The organism is Nonomuraea diastatica (assembly GCF_004349015.1).
GTDB classification, from domain to species: domain Bacteria; phylum Actinomycetota; class Actinomycetes; order Streptosporangiales; family Streptosporangiaceae; genus Nonomuraea; species Nonomuraea diastatica.
Window position 1 is genome coordinate 24,182 of record NZ_SMKP01000012.1, and the last position, 17,463, is coordinate 41,644.

The 17,463-nt window shown below is 71.3% G+C and carries 17 protein-coding genes and 2 tRNA genes; 10 read left to right on the plus strand and 9 right to left on the minus strand.

The window, feature by feature from the left end; genetic code table 11:
- Positions 1 to 4: 4 nt before the first annotated feature.
- From E1294_RS06145 to E1294_RS06155, 3 genes are read right to left on the minus strand one after another with little or no spacing between them, the layout of a single operon-like run.
- Complete coding sequence (locus tag E1294_RS06145) at positions 5 to 1,618, minus strand: ABC transporter substrate-binding protein (protein ID WP_132505501.1); 1,614 nt, start codon at positions 1,616 to 1,618, stop codon at positions 5 to 7.
- A 22-nt stretch (positions 1,619 to 1,640) separates the two neighbouring features.
- Entirely contained in the window at positions 1,641 to 3,392 is a 1,752-nt protein-coding gene (locus E1294_RS06150; RefSeq protein WP_132505504.1) for a hydantoinase/oxoprolinase N-terminal domain-containing protein, read from the minus strand.
- The gene (locus E1294_RS06155; RefSeq protein ID WP_132505507.1) at positions 3,385 to 4,479 is read right to left on the minus strand and encodes an S-methyl thiohydantoin desulfurase family protein; all 1,095 of its coding nucleotides are present in this window, start codon (positions 4,477 to 4,479) and stop codon (positions 3,385 to 3,387) included. The genes E1294_RS06150 and E1294_RS06155 overlap by 8 nt, the downstream gene beginning before the upstream one ends.
- A 225-nt stretch (positions 4,480 to 4,704) precedes the next feature.
- Between E1294_RS06155 and E1294_RS52470 the strand changes: the two genes are divergently transcribed.
- The 7 genes from E1294_RS52470 (at position 4,705) to E1294_RS06185 (ending at position 10,644) form a co-directional block, all read left to right on the plus strand.
- Positions 4,705 to 4,777: transfer RNA gene (locus E1294_RS52470), tRNA-Met, on the plus strand.
- A gap of 3 nt (positions 4,778 to 4,780) precedes the next feature.
- Positions 4,781 to 4,853, plus strand: a tRNA-Arg gene (locus E1294_RS06160).
- Between the two features lie 70 nt (positions 4,854 to 4,923).
- Positions 4,924 to 5,358, plus strand: a complete 435-nt coding sequence (locus E1294_RS06165) for an RpiB/LacA/LacB family sugar-phosphate isomerase (protein ID WP_132505510.1) — start codon at positions 4,924 to 4,926, stop codon at positions 5,356 to 5,358.
- A 15-nt stretch (positions 5,359 to 5,373) separates the two neighbouring features.
- Positions 5,374 to 5,598: a PF20097 family protein gene (locus E1294_RS06170; RefSeq protein WP_132505513.1), complete on the plus strand. Its 225-nt coding sequence runs from the start codon at positions 5,374 to 5,376 to the stop codon at positions 5,596 to 5,598.
- A gap of 210 nt (positions 5,599 to 5,808) precedes the next feature.
- Entirely contained in the window at positions 5,809 to 6,972 is a 1,164-nt protein-coding gene (locus tag E1294_RS06175; protein ID WP_132505516.1) for an amidohydrolase, read from the plus strand.
- A gap of 27 nt (positions 6,973 to 6,999) precedes the next feature.
- Positions 7,000 to 9,483: a Tex family protein gene (locus E1294_RS06180; protein WP_132505519.1), complete on the plus strand. Its 2,484-nt coding sequence runs from the start codon at positions 7,000 to 7,002 to the stop codon at positions 9,481 to 9,483.
- A 114-nt stretch (positions 9,484 to 9,597) separates the two neighbouring features.
- Positions 9,598 to 10,644, plus strand: a complete 1,047-nt coding sequence (locus tag E1294_RS06185) for a hypothetical protein (RefSeq protein ID WP_132505522.1) — start codon at positions 9,598 to 9,600, stop codon at positions 10,642 to 10,644.
- Here E1294_RS06185 and E1294_RS54360 read toward each other — a convergent pair.
- The 4 genes from E1294_RS54360 to E1294_RS06200 are packed head-to-tail and all read right to left on the minus strand — an operon-like array spanning position 10,586 to position 13,172.
- Positions 10,586 to 11,455: a spore photoproduct lyase family protein gene (locus E1294_RS54360; protein WP_342775014.1), complete on the minus strand. Its 870-nt coding sequence runs from the start codon at positions 11,453 to 11,455 to the stop codon at positions 10,586 to 10,588. The genes E1294_RS06185 and E1294_RS54360 overlap by 59 nt on opposite strands.
- 24 nt (positions 11,456 to 11,479) lie before the next feature.
- Positions 11,480 to 11,683: a hypothetical protein gene (locus E1294_RS54365; RefSeq protein WP_220447595.1), complete on the minus strand. Its 204-nt coding sequence runs from the start codon at positions 11,681 to 11,683 to the stop codon at positions 11,480 to 11,482.
- A 34-nt stretch (positions 11,684 to 11,717) separates the two neighbouring features.
- Positions 11,718 to 12,464 (minus strand): DNA-formamidopyrimidine glycosylase family protein, encoded by a 747-nt coding sequence (locus E1294_RS06195; RefSeq protein ID WP_132505527.1) that lies wholly within the window; start codon positions 12,462 to 12,464, stop codon positions 11,718 to 11,720.
- Positions 12,465 to 12,473: 9 nt separating this feature from the next.
- Positions 12,474 to 13,172 (minus strand): TetR/AcrR family transcriptional regulator, encoded by a 699-nt coding sequence (locus E1294_RS06200; protein WP_132505530.1) that lies wholly within the window; start codon positions 13,170 to 13,172, stop codon positions 12,474 to 12,476.
- A gap of 96 nt (positions 13,173 to 13,268) precedes the next feature.
- On the opposite strand from E1294_RS06200, the gene E1294_RS06205 reads away from it, so the two are divergent.
- From E1294_RS06205 to E1294_RS52475, 3 genes are all read left to right on the plus strand, one after another.
- Entirely contained in the window at positions 13,269 to 14,489 is a 1,221-nt protein-coding gene (locus tag E1294_RS06205) for a saccharopine dehydrogenase family protein (protein ID WP_132505533.1), read from the plus strand.
- Positions 14,490 to 14,565: 76 nt separating this feature from the next.
- Positions 14,566 to 16,215 carry a dihydroxy-acid dehydratase gene (gene ilvD, locus E1294_RS06210; RefSeq protein ID WP_132505536.1) on the plus strand — a complete coding sequence of 550 codons (1,650 nt, stop codon included), beginning with the start codon at positions 14,566 to 14,568 and terminating at the stop codon, positions 16,213 to 16,215.
- Positions 16,216 to 16,261: 46 nt separating this feature from the next.
- Complete coding sequence (locus E1294_RS52475; protein WP_165977119.1) at positions 16,262 to 16,402, plus strand: hypothetical protein; 141 nt, start codon at positions 16,262 to 16,264, stop codon at positions 16,400 to 16,402.
- 42 nt (positions 16,403 to 16,444) lie between these two features.
- Here the strand turns inward: E1294_RS52475 and E1294_RS06215 are convergent, their stop codons facing one another.
- Together E1294_RS06215 and E1294_RS06220 are read right to left on the minus strand one after the other, a co-directional pair.
- Positions 16,445 to 16,873, minus strand: a complete 429-nt coding sequence (locus tag E1294_RS06215; RefSeq protein WP_132505539.1) for a hypothetical protein — start codon at positions 16,871 to 16,873, stop codon at positions 16,445 to 16,447.
- 194 nt (positions 16,874 to 17,067) lie between these two features.
- Complete coding sequence (locus tag E1294_RS06220) at positions 17,068 to 17,454, minus strand: STAS domain-containing protein (protein ID WP_281284376.1); 387 nt, start codon at positions 17,452 to 17,454, stop codon at positions 17,068 to 17,070.
- Between the last annotated feature and the right edge of the window lie 9 nt (positions 17,455 to 17,463).

Consider the following 17,463-nt stretch of genomic DNA (forward strand, 5'->3'; position numbering starts at 1 on the left):
GGGCTCAGCGTGCGCGTTCGAGGTCGTAGAAGAAGACGACGTTGGGATAGGCGGGGTTGTCCACATATCCCTTGACATCGGCGGTCAGCGCGCGCTGGTAGGTCTGCACGTACGGCACCGCCACCGCCGCCTGCTCCTCGATGATCTTCTTCTGCAGCTCCTCGAACGCGTCCTCCGCCTTGAGCGCGTCGGTCGCCATGAGCCCGGGCAGCTTCTCGATCGCCGCGTCGATCTCGCGGTCCTTCAGGTACGACAGGTTGAACCGCGGCTCGTCCTCGCTCTTGAACACGTTGAGGAACCACGAGTAGGCGTCCGGATAGTCCGGATACCAGTACATGACGAAGATGTCCTGCCCCTGCTTCTTGCCCAGGTCCCACTGGGCGCTCCACGTCATGGGCTTGGCCTGCAGCGTGATGTTGAGCTTCTTCAGCGCCGAGCTGAGCAGCGTGACCAGCATCTTCTGGTCCTCGTCGCCCTGCGCGTAGGTGAGGGAGAGCCTGAGCTCGGCGTTGTCGGGGCCGTACCCGGCTTCGGCGAGCAGTTCCTGGGCCCTGGCCGGGTCGTGCTCGGGCTCCATGCCGTTCACGTGGCCGAGCAGCCCCTCCGGCACCAGGCCGCTGCCCTTCAGCCCCGCGCCCTTCAGCGCCGCCGCCAGGCCGTCGTAGTCGATCGCGAGCTGGAGCGCCTGCCGGACCCTGACGTCCTTCGTCGGGCCCGCGGCCGTGTTGAACAACACCAGCAGGTTCTGGAACGACGGTGACCGCGCGGTCTGGACGTTGTCGGTCATGCCGGCCTGCTCGTACAGCTGCGGGTTCAGCCGCTGGACGAAGTTGACCTCGCCCTTCTGCAACAATTGCCACGCGGTGGTGGTCTCGGGGGTGACCCGGAAGGCGACCTTCTTGTACTGCTCCGGCGTCCAGCCGCCCCAGTAGTCCTCGAACGCCTTCAGCGTGAGCTCGGTCTCCTTGCCCTTCTGCCAGGAGTCGATCGTGTACGGGCCGGTGCCGGCGGTCGTCTTGCCGTCGGCGTCCACCGCGTCCACGTCGTAGATGTAGGCGGCGTACCCGGAGGAGGCGACCAGGTCGAGCGGCGTGGCGAGCTTGAGCGTGAACTTCAGCGTGGACGCGTCAACGGCCTCGATCGTGTCGACCGAGTCCCAGATGTAGGCCGCGCCGCCCTTCTTCTCGATCGTCCGCTCGATCGCCTTCTTGGCAGCCTCGGCGTCGAGCGTGGCGCCCGAGTGGAACTTCACGCCCTGGCGCAGCTTGAACGTCCACTCCTTGCCGCCCTCGGCCGACGTCCACTCGGTGGCCAGGCGCGGCTCGGCCTCGCGGGACTGGAAGTTGTAACGGGTCAGGCCCTCGTAGATGTTCGACAGGGCGACGATCTCGTTGGAGTAGGAGGTGGCCGGGTCCCAGTCGGTGACCACGTCGAGGTTCGGCACGTAGACGAACGTGCTGTCGTTGGCCTTCGCGGTCTGCGTGGCGGCCGGGCCGGAGCTCTTCGCCGGCTCAGGCGTGCCTCCTGCGCCGCGCACCTGGCCGCCCGCGCACGCGGCTGCGGTCAGGGCCAGGACGCCGGTGAGCCCGGCTACGAGCAAGCGCTTGTGCCAGCGCATGGTGGGGGGATCCTTTCGGTCTTCACCGGGCGAGGGGTCCGGCTGCTTTGACGTGTACGCGTACGGCGGGCTCGGAGAGATAGCTCAGCGGCACCTCGAGGAGATCGACGATCTCGACGCCGGAGGGATCCGCCCCCGCCGCCACGGCTCGCGCCACCGCCTCTTCCTTGGCCCTTTCGATCGCTTGTGGCCGACTATCTCCCGCAGGCAAGATCGTATCGACTCTGCCGCTCGCGAGGGCGATGGCGGCTCCCACGGCGTTGGCCACCTCGGCGTGCTCGGGACGGATCACCCGGCTCACGCCCGGAATGCGGCCGGGCAGGATGAACGCCCCGCCACCCACCGCGACCAGGGGCCGGTCGGTCCTGCCGAGCGCCATGCGGTCCACGGCGTCGATGACCATCTCGTCCGCGACGGCGATCGCCCGTGCCAGGATGTCGGCGATCGTGTCCGGCCCGTCACCCGCGACCCGCGTACCGTCCCGCCCGTCACCCGCGACCGGTCCTCCGCCCGTCCTGCCACCCGCGACCGGCGTTCCGCCCGTCCCGTCGCGCGCCGCTCCCCGCGCGTGCGCGCCGTTCCGTTGTGCGGCCGCGCGGGCCAGGAGGGCCGCGGGGAGACGCCCCCGCCATGCGGCGGCCCCCGGCGGGGTGCGGCCCGCCGCCACCGCCGCGTCGGTCATCGTCGCCGTCGTCCCGCCGAAGACCAGCGCCTCGCCGGCGATCCGGTAGCCGACGGAGTCGGGGCCGACGCCGCGTCCGCGCACCACGCTCCCGCCGCCGAGGGCGATGGCAAGGATGTCCGGCATCCGGAAGTTGGTGAGCACACCGCCGATCTCGACCGCCGCCGCCGACTCGCGGGGCATGCCGCCGGCCAGCACCCCGAGATCGGTGGACGTGCCGCCGACGTCCACCACCACCGCGTCCGCCACGCCCGACAGGAACGCGGCGCCGCGCAAGGAGTTGGCCGGGCCCGAGCCGATCGTCGCGACCGGCAGCCGCGCGGCGTGCTCCACCGTCATGAGCGTGCCGTCGTTCTGCGCCAGGTACGGGCGCGCATCCAGCCCACGCTCGGCCAGGACGGCGCTCAGCGCGTCGGTCACGTGGGCGGCGACGCCGTACAGGGCGGCGTTCAACACCGTGGCGTTCTCGCGTTCGAGCAGCCCCAGCGTGCCGATCTCGTGGCTCAACGAGACCGGCAGGCCGTACTCGGAGGTGACCAGCTCGGCGATGAGCCGCTCGTGTTCGTCGCTCGCCGGGCTGAAGACGCTGGTGACGGCGACCGCGTCGGCCTCCACGCCGTCCAGGAAGCGGCGGACGGCGCCGAGGTCGGGCGCGCTGATCTCGCGGCCGTCGACGTAGTGCCCGCCGGGGACGACGGCCTCCCCCGCCGACACGGCCTCGCGCAGGTCGTCCGGCCAGCCGGAGAGCGGGGGCACGGCGGTGGTGGCGGGCGCGCCGAGCCTGAGCACGGCGACCCGGCCGAGGTTCCTGCGCTCCAGGATCGCGTTGGTCGCGTGGGTGGTGCCCAGCATGACCCGGGCCACCCGGCTTCGCACGCCGCCGTCCTGCTCGTCCCGCGGGCGGGGAGCGCCGGGCGGGTCCGTTGCCCCTTCCAGCTCCGCGAGCACCGCGTCCATGGCCGCCCGCAACCCTCCGGTCACGTCCCGGGTGGTCGGCCGCTTGGCCTTGGCCACCACCCGGCCGCCGTCACCGAGCACGACCGCGTCGGTGTTCGTGCCGCCGACGTCGATCCCTATGCGCAGGTCAGCCATGCGCCGTCAGCTCCTCGACGGGTACGTAGTCGAGGTCGTAGCCGAACGCCCTGGGCCCGGCCGTCTCCAGACCCTTGGGCGTGCGCCAGAGCGGGTCGCACGGCCAGGCGAGCACGCTGACGCGCTGGCCGTACCTCAGGCTCTCGGTCTGGACGGCGGCGGCGGTCTCGGTGTCCACGATCGTGATGAGGTCGGGCACCATGGCACGCACACCGGCCCGCACACCGGCCCGCACGGCGCCGTCCTCGACGGCGACGAGGTTCTCGTTCTGCAGTTCCACGGTGAGGCGGCGGCCGCGCTCGTCGCCGGTGCCCTCGATCGTGGCCGTCCCCCGGACGAAGCCGCCGGTGGTGCGCCGGTCCACGTCGGTCAGCTTGCCGGTGATCAGGCGTACCGCGCCGAGCCGGTCCTGGAGCGCTCCGAGAGGGTCGGCCGCTCCCTCCGTGGCCCTGCCGATCCCCAGCGCGCGGGTGACCGTGCCCTCGATGACCGCGCCGCGGGCCCGGCCGGCGGTGAGGACGTAGTCGGCCATCAGCGCGTGCGAGCCGGCGGCCACGCACACGGCCCGCGCCAGGCGCTCGGACCAGAGCCCGTCGATCGGGCGGATGGTCACGACGTTTCCCACGATGTCAGACATGATCACCAGGTCGGCCGGGAGCCCGGCCACGTACATCGACACCATCTGGACCTCGGGGAACGCCCGGCCCATGCCGTCGGCGTCGAGCAGCGGCACCCCGAGGCGCGCGGCCCAGGCGACGGGCCCGACCCCGTTCGAGCCGCCGATCTCGGAGGACATGATCGCGCTCGGCGGCCGGCCGAAGAGCCGCTCGACCTCCTCGGCGACGCGCTTGGGCTCGTCCTCGCCATGGATCATCTCGTGGCCGACCGTCGGCGCCCCGATCCCGGACAGCGGCACGACCAGCGCGTCGCCGGGCAGGTCGGCCAGCTCGACCAGCGGCACCTCGCCGTACGCACGGATGGCCCTGACCGCGGCCAGCGACCCCGTACGCACGTCTCCCCCGCCGCCGGTGCCGAGGATCGCGCACCCCCGGGCGAGCGCCGGGATGTCACTCTCGTCAATGCTCATATGGCTGCACAACCAAGCACATACCGCCTCAATGCGCCAGTCTGACACGTGCGGGATAAAAAGCGTTGCGCCGTCGCGCGTACGACCGCCATGCTCGATACCGGCACCTGATCCAGCGAAAGGACCTCCCATGACCACCCGGCGAATGCGCATGCGGCGCCGCACGGGCGTGTCCCGGGCGCGTCGGGGCTGACCTCCGGCCCCGGCCCCGCCCGGACGTTCCCCGGCGGGTGGGGGCGCTGGTGTGCCCGGCGATTTCATACGTCGCTCCAGGCGGGTTCGATTCCCGCACCCGCCACGGGCCCTCGTGGCGCACCGGAGAGCGCGCCTGTTTCCGAAACAGGAGGTCGCTGGTTCGATTCCAGCCGGGGGCACACGACTGCGAAAATCCGTGAACACGGTGAACGGCGCTGGTACACCTGAGGTGAGCAGCCGGGAGGACACATGCGGATTTCGGTGGCCGCCGACAGCAGGGACGGCGTGGCCGAGCGGGTCGTGGCGGAACTGCGCGGGCGCGGGCACGAGGTGGTCGCCCACGGCGCGCTCGGCGACGGCGAGCGCGCCGACTGGGCGTGGGCCTGCGAGCTCGCCGCGCGAGACGTCAGCGAAGGGCGGGCCGACCAGGCGGTCGTCTGCTGCTGGACGGGCACGGGCGCGTCCATCGCGGCGAACAAGGTGCCCGGCGTGCGGGCCGCGCTCTGCGTCGACGCCTACACCGCCGACGGCGCCCGCACATGGAACGACGCCAACGTGCTCGCGCTCAGCCTCCGGCTGACGTCCGACGTGGTGCTCGGCGAGATCCTCGACGCCTGGTTCGAGGGGCGGCCCAGCACCGACGCCGCCGATATGGCAAATGTCTCCCATCTCGAGGAGATCTGACTACGCTCGGGCCGCATGTCCATTGTGCGGTGTACGCATTGCGGCGAAGAGGCGCTGGAGCCCGGGTTCATCATGGACTCCGGTCAGAGCTCCCAGGGATACGTCAGATGGGTGGAGGGTGCGCTCGAACGCGGCCTGTTCGGCGGAGCCAAGCTCTTCGGCCGGGCCAAGTGGGAGATCGAGGCCTATCGATGCCGCTCCTGCCACCATCTCGAACTCTTCGCCCGCAATCCCAGCTGACGCCGCTCACCCAGGCCGCCCCCCGATCGAGCCGCCGACCCCACGCACCGGTCAACCCGGGATGACCCCGCTCACCCAGCCGGTCTCCCGATCGATCCCGCCCGCCCCCGCACCCGTCAACCCGGCTGAGCCCGCGTCGCCCGCCGGCGGTCCGCAACCGTCACAGCGGCGACACGGAAATCGTCGGTCCGGCCGTTTAGGGTGCTGGGCATGACCGACGTGCTGCTCCGTGGCGGGCTTCCCTGGAGGCTCGGCGCGCCCGCCGACGTCCTCGTCCGCGACGGCCGGATCGCCCGTGTCGGCCAGGGCATCGACGCACCCGCCGCCCAGGTCGTCGACGTCGCGGGTCAGCTGGTGCTGCCCGGCCTCGTCGAGGCCCACTGCCACCTCGACAAGACACTTTATGGCGGGCCGTGGGTGCCCCACTCGGCCGACGACACGCTCGCCGGCCGCATCGGCAACGACCTCGCCCGCCGGGCCGAGCTGGGTGTGCCGAGCGTCGAGCGGATCGGCGCGCTGCTGGATCGTATGAGCGCGGCCGGCACCACCCATGTCCGCACCCACACCGACATCGATCCCGAGATCGGGCTGCGCGGCGTCGAGGCCGTGCGCGAGGCCGCCGCGCGCTCCCCCCTCGACGTGCGCCAGGTCGCCTTCCCGCAACACGGCGTGCTGACCAACCCCGGCACCGCCGAACTGCTCGAAGAGGCGCTGAAGAGCGGCGTCGAGGCGGTCGGCGGGCTCGACCCGGCGGGCATCGACCGCGACCCGGTGCGCCACCTCGACCTGATCTTCGGCCTGGCCGAGCGCTACGGCACGCATCTCGACATCCACCTGCACGACGGCGGCTCGCTGGGCGACTGGGAGCTCGAGCTCATCACCGAGCGCACCAAGGTGCTCGGGCTGGGCGGCCGGGTCACGGTCAGCCACGCCTACGCGCTCGGCCAGCTCGACGAGGCCTCCGTCGACCGGCTGGCGCAGGGCTTCGCCGAGGCGGGCGTGGCGCTGGCGACCGGGGCCGTCTACACCTACCCCGTGCCGCCGATCAAGAAGCTGCGGGCCGCGGGCGTCACGATCGCGTGCGGTCACGACGGCATCCGCGACCTGTGGGGCCCCTACGGCAGCGGCGACATGCTGGAGCGGGCGATGCACGTCGCCTACCGCAGCACGTTCCGCAGAGACGAGGACATCGAGCTGGCGCTGGAGGCCGCCACCTACGGCGGCGCCCGCGCGCTGGGGCTGACGGGCTACGGCCTGGCCGAGGGCGACCGGGCCGACCTGGTGGTCGTGCCCTCGGGAGGCCCGGCGGAGGCCGTGGTCGTTCACCCTGCGCGCACTCTGGTCATCAAAGACGGCGTCGTCCTGCACAATTGACCGGCGGGACCATCGAAAGGCAGGCAAGTGCTCTCTATTCACCAGCGGATCGCGGCAGAGCTCGGCGTACGCGACGGGCAGGTGCAGGCGGCCGTCGATCTGCTCGACGGCGGCGCGACCGTGCCGTTCATCGCGCGATACCGCAAAGAGGCCACCGGCGCCCTCGACGACGCGCAGTTGCGCACGCTCGAGGAGCGACTGCGCTACCTGCGCGAGCTGGAGGAGCGCAGGGCGGCCATCCTGGAGTCGATCGAGTCGCAGGGCAAGCTCGACGACGAGCTGCGCGAGCAGATCATGGCGGCGGAGACCAAGGCCAGGCTCGAAGACATCTACCTGCCTTACAAACCCAAGCGGCGCACCAAGGCGCAGATCGCCCGGGAGCTGGGGCTTGAGCCGCTGGCCGACCAGCTGCTCGCCGATCCCGCGCATGACCCGGCGGCCACCGCGGAGGGCTTCGTCACCGAGGGGGTGGCCGACGCGGCCGCGGCCCTCGAAGGCGCGAGGGCGATCCTGATCGAGCGCTTCGCCGAAGACGCCGACCTCATCGGCGCCCTGCGCGAGCAGCTGTGGAACCGCGGCCGGCTGGTGTCCAAGGTGCGCGAGGGCAAGGAGGAGGCGGGGGCCAAGTTCTCCGACTACTTCGACTTCGGCGAGCCGTTCACGAAGTTGCCCTCCCACCGCATCCTGGCCATGTTCAGGGGTGAGAAGGAAGAGATCCTCTCCGTCACGCTCGAGCCCGACGACAGCCCCGACTACGAGATGCGCGTCGCCTCCCGGTTCGGCGTCTCCGACCAGGGCCGACCGGCCGACAAGTGGCTGGCCGAAACCGTGCGCTGGGCCTGGCGCACACGCATCCTGGTGCATCTGGGCATCGACCTGCGCATGCGGCTGTGGCAGGCCGCCGAGGACGAAGCGGTGCGGGTGTTCGCTGCCAACCTGCGCGATCTGCTGCTCGCCGCTCCGGCCGGCGCGCGGCCGACGATGGGGCTCGACCCCGGTCTGCGTACGGGCGTGAAGGTCGCCGTGGTCGACGCCACGGGCAAGGTCGTCGAAACGGCGACGATCTACCCCCACGAGCCCAAGCGGCAGTGGGCCGAGTCGCTCGCCGTGCTGGGCGCGCTGGCGCAGCGGCACGGCGTCGAGCTGATCGCCATCGGCAACGGCACAGCGTCGCGCGAGACCGACAAGCTGGCCGGCGAGCTGGTCCAGCACATGCCGTCGGTGACGAAGATCGTGGTCTCCGAGGCCGGGGCCTCTGTCTACTCCGCCTCTCCCTACGCCTCGCAGGAGCTGCCCGAGCTCGACGTGTCGCTGCGCGGGGCGGTCTCCATCGCCCGCAGGCTGCAAGATCCGCTGGCCGAGCTGGTCAAGATCGACCCCAAGTCGATCGGCGTGGGCCAATACCAGCACGACCTCGCCGAATCCAAGCTCTCCCGCTCACTCGACGCGGTGGTCGAAGACTGCGTCAACGCCGTGGGGGTCGACGTCAACACCGCGTCGGCGCCGCTGCTCACACGCGTGTCCGGCATCGGCTCGACGCTGGCCGAGAGCATCGTCCGCCACCGCGACGCCAACGGTCCCTTCCGCGCGCGGTCGGCGCTGAAGAGCGTGCCCAGGCTCGGGCCCAAGGCGTTCGAGCAGTGCGCCGGCTTCCTGCGCATCCGCGGCGGCAACGACCCGCTCGACGTGTCCAGCGTGCACCCGGAGGCCTATCCCGTGGTGCGGCGCATCCTCGGCGCCGTCAAGAGCGACCTCAAGACTCTGATCGGCAACACCGCGGCACTGCGCTCGCTCAGGCCCGACGACTTCACCGACGACACGTTCGGCCTGCCCACGGTCACCGACATCCTGCGCGAGCTGGAAAAGCCGGGCCGTGACCCGAGACCCGCGTTCAAGACGGCCACCTTCAAGGAAGGCGTCGAGAAACTCTCCGACCTGACGCCGGGCATGATCCTGGAGGGCGTCGTCACCAACGTGGCCGCGTTCGGCGCCTTCGTGGACGTCGGCGTGCACCAGGACGGCCTCGTCCACGTGTCAGCCATGTCCCGCAACTACGTCAAAGACCCCCGCGACGTGGTCAAGCCCGGAGACATCGTGCGCGTCAAGGTCCTCGACGTCGACATCCCCCGCAAGCGCATCTCCCTGACGTTGCGCCTGGAAGACGAGATCGGCACCCAGTCCCCGGCTGACGGCCCCCGCCGCGGCGCCGGTCGCCAGGGCACCCGCGGCGCCGACGACGGTCGCGACAGCGGCCGAGGCAGCGGCGGCCGTGGCGACGGCCAGCGCGGACGCGGCCAGGGCGCTCGTGGCGACGGCGGCCAGGGCGGGCAGGGGGCTCGTGACGACGGCGGCCAGGGCGGGCGCGACGACCGTCGCGGCGACGGTGGCAGAGGCAACGGACAACGCGGCAACGGCGACGGCCAGCGCGGGCGGGGCGGCCAGCGCCGCCCCGCACCCACGGGCGCCATGGCCGAAGCGCTGCGAAAAGCCGGCCTCACCGGCGACAACTGACCTCGTCGCGGCATCACCCCGCCGTTGCCCCGGCGATCGTGCCCGCTCGGCAAGGTCCGCCGGACGGGCAAGGGGGTCGGCGGCGGGGCCAGGCCGGGACGGTACGGTCGGAGGGTGAGCACAGAGGCGTTTTCCACGGCTGTCGTCCAGGCGCGTGACCTGCTCAGGTGGCGTTCGCCGTTGCGGACCGAGCTCTGGGCGGCCAGGATCACGGCCGCGTTGGAGCCGGCGCAGGTGCGACCGTTCCTGGGCGAGCTGGCGGCGGACGGCGGTCCGGAGGCGCGGCTCACGCTGGTCGCTCTCGCGGCGGTCGACGCGGGCCGTTCGTCGCCTCTCCGCGACGCTCCGGGTTCGCCGGACGTGGCCGCCGCGATGGTGGGTGACGTCGAGGCGGCGACGGTGGCGGGAGCGGAGGTGTACGCCGAGGCCGCCCGCGGGCTGGCCGGGACGCTTGCCGGATGGGTGCGCCGGATGGGGCGGGTGACGTGCGAGGGCGCCTGGTACGGCAAGGCCGACCCGTACGGCGAGCAGGTGCTGGCCGTGCTCTCCTTCCGCTACGAGAACGGCAGGGAGCCTCACATCCTGGTCGTCGGCATCGACCAGCCCCATGGCGGGCTGGCGGTCGACGCGCTGGTCGAGGAGGTGAAGTTCCTTGACGATCTGGGGCTGGCGGCGGCCGAGCCCGGGACGGTGGCCGGGCGCATCCTGGACGCGTTCGAGCTGGGTGATCGGATCATGGGGGTGGAGGTCGCGGACACGCTGGCGGGCGTGCGACCGCTGGCGATCACCCGCGCCCAGAGCGTCCCGGGGCTGGTGCGTGGCGCGTCCGACGACACCTTGGCCCGGTTCCGAGAGCTGCCGGAGGTGCCAGGAGCCCGGGAGGCATTCGAGAAGCTGGCCGAGTTCGTCGGGGATCGGCCGCTGTGGTGGAGCCCGCAGCGGGTCTCGGCGTTCCTGACGTCGTGGTTGCCCCGGGAGGCGATCCTTTCGCAGGCCGCGATCGCGGCGATGACGGAGGTGGTCAGGGCGTGGAGTCGTTTCAGCGGCGATCATCCCGCGGTGCTGCGCCAGATCGACGAGGACGCGCCGCGCCTGCCCGCGCTCATGGCCGACGATTCTCTGGCCGGACTGGGCAAACGCATCGCCCAGAACCGCCTCTGAGCCGACCTGGTTCTCCGGGATGCGCAGCTTTGCTCACCAGCAGTTCCTGGTTCGAATGGCGACGGATTTGCGTCTTCTTCGTGAAAGTCCGCACAGCATTGACGTGAACTCCATCGGTCTTCGGCGCCAGGCGATGTACGGGATGTCCACCCCGTTGTGCACCGGAACTCGGAAGGCGTACCGGATGTTGCAGTAAGGCAGCTTGGCGTTGATCAGGTCGGTCAGGGCGGCCACGTAGCGGCCCTTGAGGCCGGGTGCGGTAGCGGACGTTGTAGCCGCCCGCCTGCGACCGTTTGGCGTGCTGCACGTCCGGCCGCCACAGCATCTCCTCCGCCTGGGGATGCCAGCCCAGGTTGACCTCGTGGAGGCGTTCGTTGTGGGTGAGGAACACCATCTCGGCCGCGAGTTGCTGGCGGGCTTCGGCGTTGAGAGCGTCGTCGAGCTGCTCCAGAAGTTCGGCCCAGCTCTCCAGCCAGCCGTCGCGGATTACGACGGGGCTGAGGTTGACGTGCTCTTCGTATCCGGCGGCGACGAAGTCGTTGATCGCCGCGATCCTCTCGGTGACGGGCGAGGTGCGGATGTCGAGCTTGGCGTCGGCGGCGGGCATGAGGCTGAAGCGGATCCTGGTGCCCGACCGAGGTTCCCAGTCGAGCAGGTCGCGGTTGACGTACTTGGCGGCGAATCTTGTCAATGTTGGCGAAGACGGTGATCGGGTTGCTGTAGCCCTTGCGGCGCGGCACGTAGCAGTAGGCGCAGGCCATCGCGCAGCCGTTGGCCGTGGAGGGGGCGATGAAGTCGGCGGAGCGGCCATTGGGGCGGGCCGTCAGCGACTTCTTCACCCGAGCACCCGCGCCTCGGTCTTGATGCGCACCCATCGGGCGACGTTGCGCTCGTCGCCGTAGAGCTCGGGGATGCGGTGGTGGCCGGCGATCTCGACGAGGTCGGCGTGGGGATAGCGGGCGGGGGTCTCCTGGCCGCGGGGCAGCTCGGCGGCCGCGGGCTCGAAGGCAGATGCGCCGGATGTCCAGCAGGTGGCCACGTGTGGTGATGCTCATGTCACTCCTGCTGCCAGGCTACCCGGGCTGGTCCACTGGACAGGCATACGCGGTCCTGGAGGCGAGCTGCCAGGTCCGTACGGCGGCTCCGCACCGGCGGCAACGTTCACGCTTGTACACCCAGCGCTCGTCCGGGGCGTCCGGGTCGCTGACGATCTGCCCGGCGTCCCTGCCGAGCGGCATGTACGCGGTCGCCGCCTCCCACAGGCGGGCGGCGGCGTCGAGGCCGATGCCCCCCGCCCCCGGGTGCAGACCCGTCAGGAACAGCAGTTCCGCCCGCCACGCGTTGCCGATGCCCGCCCACACGCCCTGGTCGAGCACGGCGGCGCCGACGGGGCCGCGGAAGGCGGTGAGCCGTTCGACCGCTTCTGAGCGCGTGGCGTCCCCGCGCAGCGGGTCGGGGCCGAGCGAGGCACGCAGGGCGGCGAGGGCCTGCGGGCCGAGCGGCTCGCACTGGAGGGGGGCGATGAGGTCGTACGCCACCTCGTCCGTGGCCAGCCGGAGCCGGGTGCCGGGTTTCGGGACGGCCGACGGATCGGCGTGGCGCAGGAAGAGGCCGCGCATCCCCAGGTGCACGTGGATGGCGGGGGCGCCGTCGACGTGGTAGAGGAGGTGCTTGCCCACGGCCTCCACCTCCGTGACGGGCCGCCCGTCGTAGGGGCGGGCGTCGAAGCGGCCCTGGGGGCTCGTGGCGCGCACCACGCGGCCGGACAGCGCCGCATGCTGCTCGTCGGCGTGGCGATGGACGAGGTGGCCTTCGGGCATATCTCCGATCTACCCGTTGAGCTGGGCCGAAGCGCTGGACAGCAGCAGGTCCAGCGCTGTCGGGTAGGCGCTGTCGTTCATGCGGGCGACCAGGAGCGGCGCGGTGGCGGCGATGTTGGGGTGGGTGGTGGCGGGCAGCCGCGCGTACGTGTCGCGCCACACCTCCGTGTCGGCCTCCCGCGCCGCCCTGGGGAGGGCCAGGGTGGCGGCGTCGAGGATGGCGAAGGCCAGGCTCTGGTCGATGAACGCGTGGTAGATCCGGACCGCGTCGTCGTCGGGGAAGCCGGCGCCGCGCAGGACGCCGAGGATCGTCTCGTCGCCCGCCACCTCGTTCGGCCGGCCGGTGACGCGGCTGGCGGTCAGCACGGCGGCCTGCGGGTGGGCGAGGTAGGCGTGGTGGATGCGCAGGCCGAGGTCGCGCAGGTCGGCCCGCCAGTCGCCGGTGGCCGCCCAGCCGGCCATGGCGTGGCCGTACAGCTCGTCCGCGATCGCGAGGACCAGGTCGTCCATGCCGCGGAAGTAGCGGTAGACGGCACTGGCGTCCGCTCCGAGCGCGAGGCCGAGCCGGCGGGCGGTGAGCCCCGCTGCGCCGTGCTCGCGCAACATCCGCAGCGCGGTCTCGACGATGAGCCGGTGGGTCAGGACCTGCCCCTGCTTGGTGGGGCGCCGCCGCCTGCGCGACGCCTCGTCGACCATCCGTTCGGCCATGGCACGCCCCTTATGTCAACGGCATTGACGTTGATGAGCCTACCGGCTTTGGATATACGACAACCCGTCAAATCCGCCAAAAGGGGATCTATCGTCATGCGCATCCTTCTCGTGGGATCCGGCGGCGTGGGCACCGCCATCACCAGGATCGCGGCGCGCCGCCCGTTCTTCGAGCACATGGTCGTCGCCGACCACGACCTCCCCCGCGCCGAGGCGGCCGTCGCCGCGCTGGGCGAGCGGGCGGGCAGGTTCACCCCGGCCCGGGCCGACGCCGGCGACACCGCCGCCGTGACCGCGCTGCTCGCGGAGCACCGCTGCGACGTCCTGCTGAACGCCACCGACCCCCGTTTCGTGTTGCCGCTGTTCGAGGCGGCGCTCGGGGCCGGAGCGGACTATCTCGACATGGCGATGTCGATGTCGCGGCCGCACCCCGACCGCCCGTACGAGGAGGTGGGGGTGAAGCTGGGCGACGAGCAGTTCGCCCGCGCGGACGCGTGGTCCGCGTCCGGGCGGCTCGCCCTGGTCGGCATGGGCGTGGAGCCGGGCCTCGCCGACGTCTTCGCCAGGTACGCCGCCGACGAGCTCTTCGACGAGATCGAGGAGATCGGCGTCAGGGACGGCGGCGACCTGACCGTCGAGGGCTACGCGTTCGCGCCGTCGTTCTCCATCTGGACCACCATCGAGGAATGCCTCAACCCGCCCGTCGTCTACGAGAAGAGCCGCGGCTGGCACACCACGGAGCCGTTCAGCGAGCCGGAGGTCTTCGACTTCCCCGAGGGCATCGGCTCGGTCGAGTGCGTGAACGTCGAGCACGAGGAGGTCGTGCTGATCCCCCGCTGGGTGGACGTCGGCCGGGTCACCTTCAAGTACGGCCTCGGCCAGGACTTCATCGACAAGCTCAAGACCCTGCACACGCTCGGCCTGGCCGGCACCGACCCGGTCGAGGTCAGGTCCGGCCAGGGCACCGCCCTGGTGGCTCCGCGCGACGTGGTCGCCGCCGTGCTGCCCGACCCGGCCGGGCTCGGCGACCGCATGCGCGGCAAGACCTGCGCCGGCACCTGGGTGAAGGGCGTCAACGAGGGGCGGCCGCGCGAGGTGTACCTGTATCACGTGGTGGACAACGCGTGGTCGATGCGCGAGTACGGCTCCCAGGCCGTGGTCTGGCAGACCGCCGTCAATCCCGTCGTCGCCCTCGAACTGCTGGCCGGCGGGGTCTGGAAGGGCACGGGCGTGCTGGGGCCCGAGGCGTTCGAGCCGCGTCCGTTCCTGGACCTGCTGGTGGCGTACGGCTCACCGTGGGGCCTGCGCGAGCAGTGAGGGGGCCGGAGGGGGCCGCCGGGAGCGGGCACAGGATCATTGAGGTGCGACGACCCGTACACCGGAGGTTGACCCCTTGAGCATCGCCGACGATCCCGACCGCGCGCCCGCCCGCTCCCACCTGTACGCCATGGGCCTGTCGGACGAGGACATGCGCCGCCCCGTGGTGGGCATCGCCTCCACCTGGACCGGCACCATGCCGTGCAACCTGACCCACCGCGAACTGGCCACGCACGTGGCCGACGGCGTACGCGCGGCGGGCGGCCTGCCGATGGAGTTCAACACCATCGCCGTCTCCGACAACCTCACCATGCACACCCCCGGCATGCGCACCTCACTGATCAGCCGCGAAGTGATCGCCGACTCGATCGAGCTCATGGGCCGCGCCCACTCCTTCGACGCCCTGGTGGCCATCGTCGGCTGCGACAAGACCGTCCCGGCCGCCATCATGGCCCTGACCCGGCTGGACGTGCCCGCGCTCATCCTCTACAGCGGCAGCATGCTGCCCGGCCGCTGGCGCGGACACGACGTCACCATCCAGGACATGTGGGAAGCCCTCGGCGAACGCGCCGTCGGCCGCCTCGACCAGACCGAACTCGACGACCTGGCCCGCCACGCCTGCCCCGGCGCCGGCACCTGCGCCGCCCAGTACACCGCCAACACCATGGGCAGCGTCGCCGACTTCCTCGGCCTGGCCCCCTTCGGCACCGGCGACATCCCCGCCGTGGCCCCCGGCAAGAACACCGCCGCCCGCCACGCCGGCCAGATCGCCATGCACGCCCTGGCCCGCGACGCCCGCCCCTCCCGCATCCTGACCGAAGACGCCCTGCACAACGCGATCGTCTCGGTCGCCGCCATGGGCGGCTCCACCAACGCCGTCCTGCACCTGCTCGCCATCGCCCGCGAAGCCGGACTCCCCCTGGCCATCGACACCATCGGCGACATCTGCCGCCAAGTCCCGATCATCACCGGACTCAAACCGAGCGGCGGCCCCCACACCGCCGCCGACCTGTGGCGGGCCGGCGGCACCTCCCTCGTCGTCCGCCGCCTGCTCGAAGCCGGCCTGCTCCGCGACAACGTCACCCTGATCGACGGCCGCACCCTCGCCGACGTCGCCGCACAAGCCCAGGAAACACCAGGCCAGAACGTCGTGGCCAGCGCACGCCGGCCGTTCAGAGCACGCGGCGCCCTGGCCATCCTGCGCGGCTCACTCGCCCCCGACGGATGCGTGCTCAAACTCGGCGGCAAAGACGACTTCCGCCACGAAGGCCCGGCCAAGGTCTTCGACTCCGAAGACGCGTGCATCGCCGCCATCGAGGCGGACCTCATCGTGCCCGGCGACGTCATCGTGGTCCGCTACGAGGGCCCGGCGGGCGGGCCCGGCATGCGCGAGATGCTCTCGATCACCGGCCCGCTGGTCGGCCGGGGCCTGGGCACCTCGGTGGCCCTGGTGACCGACGGCCGCTTCAGCGGCGTCTCGCACGGACGGGTGATCGGGCACGTGGCCCCCGAGGCGTACCACGGCGGGCCGATCGCGCTGGTACGCGACGGCGACCCGATCCTCATCGACAGCGCCGCCGCGACCCTCGACCTGCTGGTGCCCGAAACCGAACTAGAACACCGCCGCGCCTCCTGGCAGCGGCCCGAACGCGAGGTCGAACGCGGCGTGCTGACCAAATATGTGGCCACCGTCCGCTCCGCCTCCGACGGCGCGGTCACCGCCTGAGCCCCGGCGAGAGCCTCCGGGGCCTCCGCATGGACAGCGGGCGGCTATGCTGCCAGTGACGTCAGGCCGCCGGCCGCCCTCAGAGAAGGAGACTTGCGAGATGTACAAGGAGTTCGCTGTCGAGGCCGTGATGTGGCTCGTCCCGGTCGTGGTGCTGATCGGGCTGGCGCTCCTCGTCACCGCGTAGGCCTGTGGGCCGGCCGCGACACGGCCGGCCCTTGGCGACCGCCTAGCGGTAATACCTGTAGTAGGTCGTGGTGAAGACGTGGCGGTTGAAGTCGCTCCTGCCGGCGAGATACCGGCCGTAGGCGCGGGAGAGGCTCCTGGACCGCACGGTGCACGACGCCCAGCGAGTCTTACGGGCCCTGATGGTTCCGACGTGGTCGTGGCACGTGCCCACGTGCCTGCCGTTGATCTTGAGCCGGGCCTTGAGCCTGACGTTGACGACGTTCGTGCGCGAGACGTTCCTGATCCTGACCTTGACCTGGCAGGTGTGCCCGCACCGGCCGAAGTAGATCTTGCCACGAATCAGATGGGGCTTGGCGGTGACTGCGACCGCGGCCGCGCCGGCCGAGGACGACGTCGCATCGGCGGGCGCGGCCATGAGCGAGGTGGCTGCGGCGGCGGCTAAGAACGTTCCAATCAGATTTCTGACCACGATTCCCCCAGTGATGCAGTCGCTTCCCCCTGTGGCGGCGACTGGTTCCGTCGATTACATCAAAGATCCGGAAGCACCGACATTTCACAACAGTTATTCTTTTATGTCGGGCTTATACAGGGATGCCTAGAACGCCGCGCCGCTGAGCGGCGACAGCACGGCAGACGGGCCCTCGGCGGGGAACCTTGCGGACGTCAGTCGGTGAACGGCGGCTGGTCGCCGGCTTCGTTGAGCTCGGCGATGGCCAGCTCGGCCGTGCTGCGGATGTCGAAGAACTTGTCGAGCGCGGTGATCGCGAACAGGTGCTTGCAACGACCGTTCAGCCCCGACAACAGCAGCCGGCCCCCTGAGGCGGTGACGGCCTTGTGCAGGTAGACCAGCACGGACAGACCGGAGGAGTCGCAGACGCTGACCGCCTGCATGTCGATGACGAGCAGCGGAGGCTGGGTCAGGTCGAGAGCCTTGGTGACGCGGTCGCGAACCTCCGCGGCGGAGCCGAAGTCGAAATCCCCCGTCAACCGCGCGATGACGCAGGGTCCCTGGAGTCCGAGGCTTATCGACAAGGCCTGCTCCGAAGTCACCCAGCTCCA